The sequence below is a fragment of the Phenylobacterium sp. RIFCSPHIGHO2_01_FULL_69_31 genome (assembly GCF_001824475.1).
Lineage (GTDB): Bacteria > Pseudomonadota > Alphaproteobacteria > Caulobacterales > Caulobacteraceae > Phenylobacterium.
This window is the reverse complement of record NZ_MHXN01000045.1, coordinates 41,220-53,245: the sequence shown is the minus strand read 5'-3', so window position 1 is coordinate 53,245 and position 12,026 is coordinate 41,220. Positions and strand designations below refer to the sequence as shown.

11 protein-coding genes are annotated in these 12,026 nt (G+C 62.4%); 6 read left to right on the top strand and 5 right to left on the bottom strand.

The genetic code is table 11. The features are described 5' to 3' along the window. Positions 1 to 40: 40 nt before the first annotated feature. The 3 genes from A2790_RS22425 to welK all read right to left on the bottom strand — a co-directional run bounded on the left by A2790_RS22425 (position 41) and on the right by welK (position 3,212). On the bottom strand, positions 41 to 712 hold the full coding sequence (locus A2790_RS22425) for a CpsD/CapB family tyrosine-protein kinase (RefSeq protein WP_293396698.1): 672 nt from the start codon (positions 710 to 712) through the stop codon (positions 41 to 43). Beyond that, on the bottom strand, positions 709 to 2,010 hold the full coding sequence (locus tag A2790_RS22420; protein ID WP_293396695.1) for a hypothetical protein: 1,302 nt from the start codon (positions 2,008 to 2,010) through the stop codon (positions 709 to 711). The genes A2790_RS22425 and A2790_RS22420 overlap by 4 nt, the downstream gene beginning before the upstream one ends. A gap of 137 nt (positions 2,011 to 2,147) precedes the next feature. Further along, entirely contained in the window at positions 2,148 to 3,212 is a 1,065-nt protein-coding gene (gene welK, locus A2790_RS22415; protein WP_363081518.1) for a beta-1,4-glucuronosyltransferase WelK, read from the bottom strand. 156 nt (positions 3,213 to 3,368) lie between these two features. On the opposite strand from welK, the gene A2790_RS22410 reads away from it, so the two are divergent. The 6 genes from A2790_RS22410 to A2790_RS22385 all read left to right on the top strand — a co-directional run bounded on the left by A2790_RS22410 (position 3,369) and on the right by A2790_RS22385 (position 9,477). Then, positions 3,369 to 4,601: a Coenzyme F420 hydrogenase/dehydrogenase, beta subunit C-terminal domain gene (locus A2790_RS22410; RefSeq protein WP_363081516.1), complete on the top strand. Its 1,233-nt coding sequence runs from the start codon at positions 3,369 to 3,371 to the stop codon at positions 4,599 to 4,601. Between the two features lie 100 nt (positions 4,602 to 4,701). Continuing rightward, positions 4,702 to 5,922: a hypothetical protein gene (locus A2790_RS22405; protein ID WP_293396686.1), complete on the top strand. Its 1,221-nt coding sequence runs from the start codon at positions 4,702 to 4,704 to the stop codon at positions 5,920 to 5,922. 15 nt (positions 5,923 to 5,937) lie between these two features. Then, the gene (locus A2790_RS22400) at positions 5,938 to 6,798 is read left to right on the top strand and encodes a polysaccharide biosynthesis/export family protein (protein WP_293396683.1); all 861 of its coding nucleotides are present in this window, start codon (positions 5,938 to 5,940) and stop codon (positions 6,796 to 6,798) included. 114 nt (positions 6,799 to 6,912) lie between these two features. Continuing rightward, positions 6,913 to 7,791 carry an exosortase V gene (gene xrtV / locus A2790_RS22395; RefSeq protein ID WP_293396680.1) on the top strand — a complete coding sequence of 293 codons (879 nt, stop codon included), beginning with the start codon at positions 6,913 to 6,915 and terminating at the stop codon, positions 7,789 to 7,791. Beyond that, the gene (epsI, locus tag A2790_RS22390) at positions 7,788 to 8,477 is read left to right on the top strand and encodes an exosortase-associated protein EpsI, V-type (RefSeq protein WP_293396677.1); all 690 of its coding nucleotides are present in this window, start codon (positions 7,788 to 7,790) and stop codon (positions 8,475 to 8,477) included. Before xrtV ends, epsI begins: the two co-directional genes overlap by 4 nt. A gap of 61 nt (positions 8,478 to 8,538) precedes the next feature. After that, a complete protein-coding gene (locus tag A2790_RS22385) occupies positions 8,539 to 9,477 on the top strand; it encodes a glycosyltransferase family 2 protein (protein WP_293396674.1) in 939 nt (312 codons plus the stop codon). 4 nt (positions 9,478 to 9,481) lie between these two features. Here A2790_RS22385 and A2790_RS22380 read toward each other — a convergent pair whose 3' ends face one another. Then, positions 9,482 to 10,906 carry an oligosaccharide flippase family protein gene (locus A2790_RS22380; protein ID WP_293396671.1) on the bottom strand — a complete coding sequence of 475 codons (1,425 nt, stop codon included), beginning with the start codon at positions 10,904 to 10,906 and terminating at the stop codon, positions 9,482 to 9,484. Between the two features lie 13 nt (positions 10,907 to 10,919). After that, positions 10,920 to 11,963: a right-handed parallel beta-helix repeat-containing protein gene (locus A2790_RS22375; protein WP_293396668.1), complete on the bottom strand. Its 1,044-nt coding sequence runs from the start codon at positions 11,961 to 11,963 to the stop codon at positions 10,920 to 10,922. Between the last annotated feature and the right edge of the window lie 63 nt (positions 11,964 to 12,026).

The window sequence follows — 12,026 nt, the reverse complement described above, 5'->3', positions numbered from 1 at the left end:
TTTGCGGGCGGGAAGCCTGACCGCCATGGCGAGGGGCAGTTTATCGGCCATTTAGCACCGCCCCGAGAACAACCACGCCGTCGTCGACAAGCTCCCCGTGTAGTACGGCGACATCGCTAACATAGCTCAGGTCCTTCCGAGCAATGATTAGGGCGCTGCCTAAGGCCCGCGCCACGATCGTCGCATCGGCCCACCGATTCGCTGGCGGCGTATCGGCGATGACCACGTCGAAGTCTCGCATGAAGCCGTCGATCAGCTGCTGGAACCGCGCGTCTTCCAAGAGCTCTCCGGCCTGGTCTGTCGAGCCGCCCGAAGGAAGCCACCACAACGCGTCGTCGATGAGCTCCAGATTGGGGGCCTCCGTCGTGAATTGCTGACGGAGCCACGGCAGTAGGCCTGACAACTCGCCTCTTTCGGAAGGCAATCCGGAGCCGGGCGACCTAAGATCGGCGTCAATGAGCAGCGTACGTCGTCCGGTGCGGGCCAGTGCGATGGCGAGGTGGGCAGTTATGAAGCTGGCGCCAGCGCCCTGCGTCGTGCCGCACACTGCCAGCCCGCGTCGTCCAGTGGCGGCGAACGGTTCAGCGATATGGGTAGCTACCAGGCTCAGGGTTTTCGGGTCGATCAGGGCAGTGGGTCTGCTCTGTTTCTGGGCCGCAGATCGGCTATCTTTCGCGCCCCCGCCGAGGAAGCGTTTCGCAAGGTTGGTCATTGGGCTGCAGCAGTCGCGCCGCCCGACGGTCCCGCCGACTTTCGGCCGACTCGCGGAAGAGACAGCAACAGCGGAGCGGGGATGGTTTGCGTCAGATCCGCCGCCGATCGCACACGACGATCCAAGAACTCCCGCAAGAGCGCAAGCAGCGCGCCGACGATGAGGCCGATCGCCCCCGTACCTCCTAGGATCAAGGCGGGCCTCGGATAATAGGCGTCCGTTGGAACCTCAGCACCACCCACGGGCGTCAGGCTGGCGCGTGCGGCCCGAGAGATCTCCCGAGCGGCGCCACGACGTTCGACTAGATCATTATACTCGGCCCGCCGGAGGTTGATTTCGTCCTGCAACATCCGAAGGTTGGTGACGTCCAAGCGCTGCGCTGTGACCTGGGACATTTTCGATGATAGCGCGAGCGACGCGAGTGATTGAGCGTCAGTACTAAGCCCCTGGCGGCGGCGCGTCTCAGCGACCTGCGCGGCGACCACCGCGCGTTGCTGAAGCAGCGACTGGAGGTTCGGGTTGTTCGGCCCAAGCGACGCGCTCGATGCCGCGATCGCCATGTCGAGCTGAAGCAGCCTTTGCTCCGAAAGAGTAAAGCCCGCGCCGGGCTTGGCCCGAGCAACCTGTGTCGACCCTCTAGCGAGCGCGCCAAGTGAGCGGTTCTCGAAATCCGAACCACTCTCAGAGATCATCACTCGTGTCTGGCGTTCCATATTGGCCTTTTGGCCGTTTAGCTCGTCGAGACGGGCCTGAACTCGCTTGACTTGGTCGTCGATCCGCTCGGCTTGTTCCCCGGCGGCCTCGCGGATGGTCGCGGCGCTCGCTTCGATATAGGCGTCCCGCAACGCTTCAACGACGAGACCAGCCGATTGGGGAGAGTCGGCGTAATAGGCGATCTCCAGAATGTTGGTTTCAGGCACGCGGGACACGGACGTCCGTTGGGCGACGGATGTGGCGGCCCACTCGATGAAGCTGCGAAGGTCACTCGCCGGACGCGCCGAGTAAGCGCTCTGCATATCGGGGTCGTCTGGCCATCCCAAGTTCTCGATCGCGCGGGCTGCGACCTGAATGTCGGTGATCATGCGCGCCTGGGAGTTCATGTAAGCGTCGACCTGCCGCGACCCCACCACTGCGCCGGTGATCGGGTCGGGCCTTACGATCTCGAGCACCACCCGCGAGGTCGCCCGGTATCGGGGCGTGGCCTGGGTCAGTGTGTAGATTCCGCCGAGCATGCAGGAGAACAGGGCCACCAGGACGGTGAGCCGGTGACTCCAAAGTATTTCAAGGATCTGTTTCAAACGGCGGTACGTCCCTGCGATGCAGGGGCATTGGACCTCGGGGGCCTCGAACCCACTGCCTCAATATTCAACCTTCGGTCCAACGATCTACGCCACAAGCCTGTCATGGATCTCAAAGGCGCTCCGACGTTGATGGGCTATCTGCCGCTGACCGGGATGTCGGCGATCACCCCTTCCAAGTACGCAATCAGGGCTTGCGGATCGGTGGTCGCCAATACCGGCTGCCGCGTCCGGACCTCCGCCAGCGCGGCGCGAAGCTCGTCGGGGGTATTTGCTACCAGAACCAACCCGCGCTGACGGAACGCTTCCGTGATTTCCGCCTGATGATCATCATAGTGCTCACCCAACCGTGACAACCTCGGCATGGCGATTACGTGGCAACCTTGCCGAAGCGCTGTGATGAGCGATCCAGTGCCGCCATGGCAGACGACGATCCGAGCGTCGCGCAGGATCGCTTGTACATCGTCAAAGGGAAGCGTTTCTGACACTTCCATGCCGTCCGGGGCGTGGCCGCCAATCCCGGTCTGCATCACGATACGCTCGGTGATCGTGCCTTCCGATTTCAGCGCAGCGACGGTGTCAACCAGACGATCAAAGGGGAGTGTGGCTCCGACCGTCGCGAAAAGGAGCTCACTCTTGGGCGGCGCCGGAGTGTCCATCATGCGCAACGGATCGAAGACTTCCGCTCGAGGATAGTACGGCGCCAGCTTGGGAGACTGCACGACCATGTGGGTCGCAAACGGGCTCGCAAGCCGCCCAAATAGCGAAGGCGCCTCAAATCGCGCGAAGGACTCTATGATCACGGCGCGTGCGCCGAACAAGCGCCCCCAGAGTATGGGAAAGATCACAGCGCCCGCTCCGGTGGAGATGATTAGATCAGGTCGCTCCCGCGCGATAATGGAAAGAGACTTGAAGAAGCTCGACCAAGCGCGGGCAAGCATCTTGAAGGGCGCTCCGAGCTTGGCCTGTCCCCATGCGTAGTGCGGCAGGAAGTAGGTGCGATGCTTGCCACTTAGCGTCCGGCCAAGCGCCGTATCCTCGGTCACAAAAAAATGGTCATAGCGAGACCATATCGCCTGCAGATCCAGGAGCTGGCGCACGTGCCCGCCGCCCGATGCTGCGAGGCAGATTCGTAGCCCGGCCCTAGGCGCTGGCCGACCGTCGAGATTCTCGTCCAGCTTCCGAGAAGGGCCGCTTGTCATAGGCAATCACCAAGTTCTCATCGGCCTTACCTATCGGTCGCGCCGTCGTAAAGGATTGGTGAACCCCATCGTACTTAGCTGAGGAATATGCGCTGTTGCGGACTGCGGTGAGTCCTGCGAGGGCAGCGTCAGAGCCAGCCTATAGATCGGAGACGTATGTCGCCTCTTAGAACATCGCCCACCGTTGAGCGGGTGCTGCGGGGCGAACTTTGCGCCGGCTGTGGGCTGTGCGCCTCGCTTGCCGGCGCCTCCATCCGCATGGAGGCGGTCGAGTCCGGGTACAATCGCCCGGCGCTGTGTGGGCCTATCGATAGGGAAACAGAGCGGGCTATAGCCGAATCTTGTCCGGGCGCCGTAGTCGCTGCCTGGGGCGATGCGCCCAATGTTCACCCCTACTGGGGGCCATGGCGCAGTATCCACACGGGTGCTGCTGCGGACGCAGCGACGCGCTTCGAAGGATCCTCCGGCGGCGTAATCTCGGCGCTACTTATCCACGCGCTGCAGACCGGCATGATTGATCGCGTCATTCATGTTGCTGCTGATCCGATGGAGCCGACCCGCAACACCATGGTGACATCCCGGAGTGCGGCAGAGGTCATAGCGCACGCTGGTTCCCGCTACACCGCATCGTCGCCACTGGCGGATATAGCCACGGTCCTTTCCGAGGGGGGGCAGGCCGCGTTTGTCGGCAAGCCGTGCGACGCATCCGCCATCCGGCGGCTGGCGTCCATCGACCCGCGTGTTGCGGAGCATATCCCGTTGATCCTATCGTTCTATTGCGGTGGGATCCCGAGTCATAAGGGCGTGGGGCGGATTATTACCGCCATGGGTTTGGAGCCTGAGTCCGTCACTACCTTCCGGTTCCGCGGTCGTGGCTGGCCAGGCAACTGCGCGGCCGAGACGGCGGCCGGCGACACTCGTGAGATGTCCTACGCCGAAAGCTGGGGCAAGTACCTGTCGAAGGAGGTGCAGTTCCGCTGCAAGATATGTCCGGATGCCGTCGGAGGTGTCGCGGACATTGCGTGTGCGGATGCTTGGTACGGTGACGAAGAGGGCTACCCCAGTTTTGAGGAACAGGAAGGCCGAAGCCTGATCATGGCGCGCACGAGCGTAGGAGAGCGGCTTCTAGCGTCCGCAGTCGCGGCGGTCGCGGTTTCCGCCGAGGCTTTGGCCGTGGGAGAAATCGAAAAGATGCAGCCGGCCCAAGCTCGCCGAAAGCGCTTGGTGCTTGCGCGCACGGCGGCGTTGCCGCTGGCGCTGCAGCCTCGCCCGAAGATGAAAGGTCTCAAGGTCGCAGCTGCAGCTCGCGCGGCGCGGCCGGCTGAGGCGTTGCGCAACTTGGTAGGAACGTTGCGAAGAACCCTTCAGGGCCGCAGAAGCAGCCTATAGCTCGATCCGGAGAAGTTAGGTGGCTGACTGTACAAGTTTTCTTCTTAGCTGCTAGGTAGCAGCTGCGGGCAGAAGACCTTCCTGAGTTTGGAGTGATGACATGCGACTGAGGACGCTTGCCCTTGGGGCTCTCCTGAGTGCGAACGCGTACGTCGACGCTTCAGCTCAGACGCCCAAGGTTCCGGCCGTTACCCCCGAAAGGAAGCTGGACTTCGGCGGGCGCGTAGGCGTTGTCTATGACGATAATTTTGCGCGCGGCAGCGCCGCCCTGGCCACCGCCCGTGGAATCGAGCCCGAGGAAGTGGTCGTCACCCCCAGCGCGACGGCCTCGATCGTTCAGCCGCTTGGGCAGCAGGTGCTCTTCCTAAATGGTTCTCTCGGCTATGATTTTCACCGGCGGAACAAGCAGTTGGATCGCCAGAATTACGATATTGCCGGCGGGGGCATGGCTGTGTTCGGCATGTGCCAGCAGACAGCCTTCGGAAACCACCGGGCGCGCCAGAGCGACCTTGTGGACCTCGACTCGGTTTCAACGAAAAATCTCATGCGCTCCACAGGCGTTGGCATCGGTGTGACCTGCGGACGCCCGAGTGGTGTCGGTTTAACTGGGCTAGTGCAGCGCCAGGAAACAAAGAACTCTGCTCCTCTTACCAAGACTTCGGACTCGACGTCGGAAACCCTGATGTTGGGTGTTCAGTACGCAAATCCGACCCTCGGGACTTTAGGGTTTGTGTATAACTATTCAGGCAACGAGTTTCCCAATCGCATCATCCCGGGCCGCCCTGTTGGCGACGGCTTCATCACGCAGACGTTCGGTGTGAACGTTCAACGCAAGTTCGGTTCGCGACTGGAAGTTGCGGCGGGCGCGGGCCAAACGACCGTCAAGCGGGAGTTCTCGCCGCCGGGCGTACGGCAGAAGTTCAAGAGCACTAGCTACAGCGGCGAGATTACATATCGGGTGGGGGGGCGCATAACGCTGTTGGCGAGCGCCGATCGCGCGATCGTGCCCTCGAGCCGCCCGGGAAAGCTCTTCGACATCTCAACTAACGGAGAGGTGGAAGGACGTTACAAGATCGGTTCGCGGTACGAGGCGTCGGTCGGCCACTCAATCGGTGATCTCAAGTCCAATGCCGATACCGCCGTAGCGGCGCTTGTCGTCACCAAGTCGCGGGTCAACGCCACTTACGCATCCCTGTCGTACAAGCAGAGCGAGCGGCTCTCGCTATCGCTCGACGTCCGCAGGCAGGAACGTAAAACCAATCTGCAAGACTTCAACTACAATGGGACGCGAGTTGGCCTTACCGCCGAAGTCTCCTTCTAGGATCGAACAACCGCCATGACCATGCACTCCTTCTGTCTCACAATGATTGCGGCCGTGACGTTGAGCCTGGGTTCGGCCGCCTATGCGCAACAGTCACCAGGTGCTTCGCAACCGTCGACCAATGTGCCGACCGCCAACACACCGCCGCCAGCGGCCGCTGGGATCGGCGATTCCGCCTCGTCCGCCTACGTGCTGGGGCGCGATGATGTGGTCGATGTCAGCTTGGTTGGCCGTTCCGACTTTGGTGGTCGCGCGCGAGTGCAGGCCGATGGCACGATCCAGTTGCCGTTGATCGGGAAGATCCAGGCGGCGGAACGCACCACCGCTGAGCTTTCGGAGACCATTCGCAAAGCGCTTCAAACCGGAGGATTCTTTCCGGATCCTGTCGTCGCCGTCGAGGTTTCCGGTTACGCAAGTCGCTACGTGACGGTGTTGGGGGCGGTCGGCAATCCTGGGCTGATCCCCATGAACCGACCCTATCGAATGTCAGAGATTCTCGCGCGCGTCGGCGGCGTCCGCGAGACGGCGGCTGATTACATCACCGTGATCTCCGCGAACGGGGAGGAAAAGCGTCTCCCCCTTCAGGACATTTCCAGCGGTCGCGCAGAGAAGGATCCCTATGTCTCGGCGGGGGACAAGATCTTCAGCCCCCCAGCTCCGACCTATTTCATCTACGGCAAGGTGAACTCGCCAGGCGAGTACCCGCTGAAGTCCGACCTCACGCTGCGTATGGCGATCGCGAAGAGCGGCGGTCTGCAGGAGACTGGGTCCGACAAGAAGGTCGCGACCACGCGTGGAGGCAAGAAGGTCAAAGTGAAGCTTGATGACAAGATTGAACCCGGCGATGTCCTCGTCGTCGGAGAGCGGCTGTTCTAGACAGCCGCGGAAGGCTGAGCGGCCATTGGCGCGGGCCCTTTCGGCCGGCATGATAGTTGCAGGGACGTGGGTCCGCGTCGTGATCGCTGTCTCGACCGATTTGTGGGAGTTACGATGGCGACGCTAGAGAACGCGGCGGGCAAGACAGATCGGCCGCGGGGCTTGGGGCTGATCCTGCTGTTGGCGCCGCTCGCGCTCGTAGCTGGGCCCACGTTCTATCGCCTCGGGACCCAGGTGTGGTCGCAGGAGTTCGGCGCTCACGGCCCCATCGTGCTCGCTACGGGAGCTTGGCTGCTCTGGCGCCAGATGCCGGCGATGTCGGAGCAGGGGGGGCGAGGTCAGCAAGCGGTAGGTCTGCTCGGCGCAGTAGCGGGTTTGGCGATCTACATATTCGGTCGGGCGTACGATCTTCTGAGCCTTGAGGCGGGTGGTCTCTACGTTTTCGGGCTTGCGCTGCTCTACGACCGTTTTGGGTTGCCGGCCATGCTCCGCAACTGGTTCCCGATCTTCTACCTATCGCTCCTCCTGCCGATACCGGGGTGGATGCTTGATGAGTTCACTGCGCCTCTGAAACTGCTCGTTTCGTCGCTCTCGGCGGCGGTCGTGATGCCTTTCGGCATACCGCTTGTGCAGGAAGGCGTGACCATGACAGTCGGGCCGTATCAGCTGCTTGTCGAGGATGCCTGTTCGGGCCTGAATTCGCTGGTTGGGCTCATCGCAATTACGCTGTTCTACATATATCTGCTGCGCAATGCGAGTTGGCGCTACTCCTTGTTCCTAGTCTGTCTGATCATCCCAATCGCCGTTCTAGCCAACGTTATCCGTATCGTGACGCTGATTCTGTTGACATATTTCTTCGGAGACGCTGTTGGTCAGGGCTTCTTGCATGTGACGGCCGGACTCTTCCTTTTCGCCTTGTCGCTTTTGCTTATGTTCCTGATCGACAGTGTTGCGTCTCGCTTCATGCGCCCTAGCTCGGAAGCCGTTATATGATCGACCGTCGCCTTGCCTTGATGGGCGGCCTGGGCGTGGCCGCGCTCGCAGCTTCGGAGGCGCTTCGTCCACGCCGCCATCTTGTTCTCCTGAAGAAGGGGACGATCGAGGAGGCGGTGCCAACCACGTTCGGAAACTGGACCGCCCACGCTGCCTCGGATCTCGTCTCGCCCGAGCAGGCTGGCCGCCTTGCGAACAGTCTCTACAGTGAGTTGGTGTCTCGGGCCTATCTGGACGAGGAGACGGGGACCACGGCGTTCGCCCTACTGGCCTACGGCGATACTCAGAGCGATCTGCTGCAGTTGCATCGTCCCGAAAGCTGCTATCCCGCCGTCGGCTTTACCTTGCAGATGACTAAGCCTCTCGATCTTCCGATTGGAGGAACGGCCGTGCTGCCCAGCCGGCAGGTGACGGCGACGCTGGAAGATCGCGTGGAGAATATCCTCTACTGGACCCGGCTGGGGGAACGACTGCCGCAGGGTGGGGGGGAACAGCGTACGGCGCGCCTGCAGAACGCGATGGAAGGTTACGTGGCGGATGGAATTCTTGCCCGGTTCTCGGTGGTCGGCGACCCAAGGGCGTCGTTCGAGGTGCTTGGGCGGTTCGTGCCTGCGTTACTCCAGGCAATTCCCGCGGAGCGCCGAGCTGCGTTGATTGGCACCGATCTGTCGCGGCGGATGGCATAGGTTCTGCCAGCCTCACTTTGGTGCGTCTAGGCGCCACTGGGCGCAGGGGGAGTTCCTACGCGTGCACGTGGCGATCGCCATCGTTGGCTTCCGGAACGTCGAAGATGTTCGCAAATGCGTCGCCGCGATCGCGCGGTCGACCTACGTCGACTATGAGATCGTCATCTGCGAGAACGGCGGGCCTGCCGCCGCTGCCGCGCTGAAATCAGTTCTGCCCGACGCTCTCGACGGCGGGCAGCAATTGCGCGTCGTAGCGGCTCCATCCAACCTCGGCTACGCGGGCGGGGTGAACCTGGCCATCCGAACGGCGCTGGACGCGGATGCGTGGTGGGTCTTGAATCCCGACACCCAGATTGAACCAGAGGCCATGGAGGCCTGTGTTCGCCGCCTGCGCGCAGGCGATTGCGATGCCGTCGGGTGCACGATCGTACTGCCTGGCGGCCGGGTTCAATCCCATGGCGGCATATGGCAGGCGGCGCTGGGGCGAGCCGTATCGATAGGCTACGGTGGGGACGCCGGCCGGCCGGTGGATGCTGAGGCAATCGAGGCAAGCCAGTCCTACCTCAATGGCGCTTGCATGCTTGTGAGCCGACGGTTCGTTGAGGCGGTCGGCTTTATGCGCGAGGACTATTTTCTCTACTGCGAAGAGGTCGAATGGTTCCTGCGGGGGCGTGCGCGCGCAATGCGGTTGGGTTATGCGCCGGACGCGCGGGTTGTCCACGAAGCGGGCACGACGACGGGTTCTGGCAGGGCTTTTCGCGAGATGCCGCGGATGCCGGTGTACATGAACGAACGGAACCGCCTACTCGTGACAAGGGATGCACATGCTTTGTTGCTGCCGGTCGTCGCCGTCACTGCGCTATTAGTGATCTTCGCACGCTTCGCGAGACGCCGCGCTTGGCGGCAGGTGGGATACGCGCTAGCCGGCTGGACCGCAGGACTGGCCAATCGCCGGGGTCCTCCCCAATGGATCTGCACCGATCATCCGCAGTCGGCATAGCATCTCAGCGTCGATAGAGAGCTGAGGTTTTGGCCTTCAGCAATCTGATGCTGTCGCCAATCACCCGGGCCTCATGCCGCCAGATCGCAAAAGCGGTGGCTACGGTGGCGAGTGCCAATCCCGGTGTGAGCGCCAGCCAGTGGCGTTGCAGGGCCCAAGACCACCCTAGCACGACGAGGCAGCCCGCGCCGCATAAGCCGACACGCATCAGATCTCGCTTGATCGATATAGGCGCGTCGCGGCTGAGCAGGGCGAGGGCGACGAGAACCGCCGCAATCTCACCGAAGATGAACCCGCAAATGATGGATTCGAGTGACGGAACATAGTGGTTAAGCAACAAGGCGACGGGAAGCGCAGAAATGCGGGCGAGGTTGTGGAGCAAGACGATCGAGCTCTTGCCCAGGCTGACGGCCGCTGTCGTCGGCCACACGCGAAGCAGGCGCCCCGCCTGCAGGATGGCGAGCATGGCGAAGATTTGCAGAGGCTGGCTGAAATCTTTTCCATAGAGCAAGGGCGTGAAGATCGGTCCGAACAGGCTGAAGCCGGCCACCATAGCCAGTGAGATCAGCACCGTCCGACCTGCGAGCTTTTGCTCCTCTCGGTCAAAACGGGCGGGATCGGCTCTAGCGGATGCCAGCAACGGCATATGAAGCCCGCCGACGAACCGCGAAACCATGCTGGCGGGGTAGTAGGCGAGCAGTAGGATGGCGCTGTAGTGACCCAACGCTTCTGGGCCGAGACCGCTTCCCACAATGAGCCGGTCGCCTTGAGACCCAAAGTACAGAAGCAGTCCGTTGAGGAAGAGCGGAGCGGCGAAGTGGGAGAAGCGCGTGGCGTTCTCGCGGGAGTAGGCCCACCGGTAAGGGGTGCGCGCGGCGAGATGGCTGACGGCGACCCAAGTCGCCGCACGAAGCACAAGGCCGTAGATGATTGCCGTGTGGTCGCGCGTTACGAACGCAGCCACCGCCGTTCCGATTGAACTGACCAGCTCGGCTATGATCGTCGCAATGCTCTCCGGTCGGAAATCCTCCTCTCGCTGAGCGCTCCTCACATCGAGGTGACTGAAGCCGGCGATCAGCGGCGCTAGCGCGAGCGCCCATAGCGACGGCTGGAGTTCGGGTGACTTGTAAATTGTGGCGGCTAAGCCGGACGTCAGGACGAGGGCAAGCGCGATGAGCATGCCGCGACCCGCAAGCACGAGGTGAACCAAGCCAAGCACCTTTGGCGAGGCTCCGTCGGGATCTTGGACGATGAAGCGATCACTTCCCGTGTCGCTAATCGTGTCGAAGAACTGTGCGGTAAGAATCAGCATGGCGGCGAGGCCAAGTTCTTGAGGTCCGAGCAAGCGAGCGAGTATGACATATCGTACTAGAGCAGACGCTTGGGCGACAACGCTCGAAGTCAAGAATATTTTAGTCCCCTTCCTCACGTGGATACCTGAACTATTTGCAAGGGGGGTCCTTTTTCTTCGGCTTTCCAGCGCCGGCCGCGATCGAGTTGCCGCACCGAGCGACCGGGGGGTTGGTGTTGATGCCTGCCTGCCAGCGCGGGTTCCCGAACGTCCGCACACGATTGTTCCGGATCACAGAATCTCGCGCGGCAAAGATCGCGATCCCGTGGGGGTAACTGACCTCGATGTCATTGTCTTCGATGATGATGCGGTCGAAGCCGCCGTCATCTACCCCCTTCCGGACATGATTGAACATGCCGATACCTTGTGTATCGCCGCGCACCGTATTGGCCCGGATGGTCACCTCGGACGTTGGGGGTGAACGCGGGTTTGACCAGAGTTGGATGCAGTCGGGATGCTCGACGTCGCGGATCCGTGTTGCTTGACAACTATTGCCCTCGATCAACCCCTTGCGGCTTTCGGCGATCTGCACGCCGTCCGATCGCATCCGGGAGAACGTGTTTCGAAGCACACGGAAGTTCTGGACGCGCGTCATGGTTACGCCGCCCTTGAGCCCCTTCAGCTGATTGTCCGAGACCTCGAGATCGTTGCCACCGACCACGAAGACGCCATAGCCCTCCCCGTAAGCGGCGGCGTCCGTCTCGTCCGCGCCCGGTCCCGTGAATCGTCCACCCGAAACGGTGACCGACTGTACACGGTCCAAGCGGATCGCCGGACCGTAGATGGGTTGGCCGGTGTCGCGGCGGTTGGTCGGCGGCGGCAAGCGGAACGTGCCGCCGCGGATGTGGAGGCCGCGAACTTGGACGACTGTCATGCCATTCAGCGTGGCGGCCGAAGCGTCGATTTCCAACGCCGGGCTGAACTCCCGGCGGGAGACCTGCAGTGGGCCGTAACTACCTGCGGTGAGTACGATCCGATCGCCCCCGGCGGCTGTCGCGAGGACGGTCGCGAAGGTGGCGGGCGTGGCGGTGCGAGTGGCGGCGCCGGCCGCGCCGGCGCAGAGGGCTAGGCCGATGGCGCAAGCTCCAGCTGCGGCGGCTCGGCCGAGCGACGCTTCCAGTGTCTGGGAAACCACGACTTGCGGTGCCTCCTTGTAGCTCCGCCCCCCAGGACGGTGCGAGGTCTTGCCCTCGGCTCG